The organism is Priestia sp. P1_B12_1 (assembly GCF_056406695.1).
Window position 1 is genome coordinate 1 of record NZ_JBFTZR010000073.1, and the last position, 488, is coordinate 488.

The window sequence follows — 488 nt, forward strand, 5'->3', positions numbered from 1 at the left end:
AAAATGAAAAAGTATACGGTATTAGTAGCATGCGGAGCGGGAATTGCAACATCAACAGTGGTGTGTGAACGAGTAGAAAATTTATTAAAAGACAACGGCATTAAYGCGGAAGTTGTGCAATGTAAAATTGCCGAAGTAGCTTCYCGCCAAGARGGAGCGGATTTAATTGTATCGACAACGATTTTACCTACAAAGTACAGCATTCCAGCATTAAGCGCAACCTCCTATATCACAGGGATTGGCATGGAAGCACTGGACCAAAAAATAATAGATGCCTTAAATAAAACCTTTGCTAATTAATTAGTCAGAAAATTAAAAATAATAAATTAGGAGCTGAACAAAATGAAAAAGTATACGGTATTAGTAGCATGCGGAGCGGGAATTGCAACATCAACAGTGGTGTGTGAACGAGTAGAAAATTTATTAAAAGACAACGGCATTAATGCGGAAGTTGTGCAATGTAAAATTGCCGAAGTAGCTTCTCGCCA

The 488-nt window shown here is 37.9% G+C and carries 2 protein-coding genes; both read left to right on the top strand.

Annotated features, from left to right (window positions below; all coding sequences use genetic code 11):
* The first annotated feature begins 3 nt into the window (after positions 1-3).
* Positions 4-300 (top strand): PTS sugar transporter subunit IIB, encoded by a 297-nt coding sequence (locus AC1D0Y_RS29750; RefSeq protein WP_097822773.1) that lies wholly within the window; start codon positions 4-6, stop codon positions 298-300.
* Between the two features lie 42 nt (positions 301-342).
* Positions 343-488: PTS sugar transporter subunit IIB (locus tag AC1D0Y_RS29755; protein ID WP_477707816.1), on the top strand; the 146-nt coding region annotated here is incomplete at its 3' end.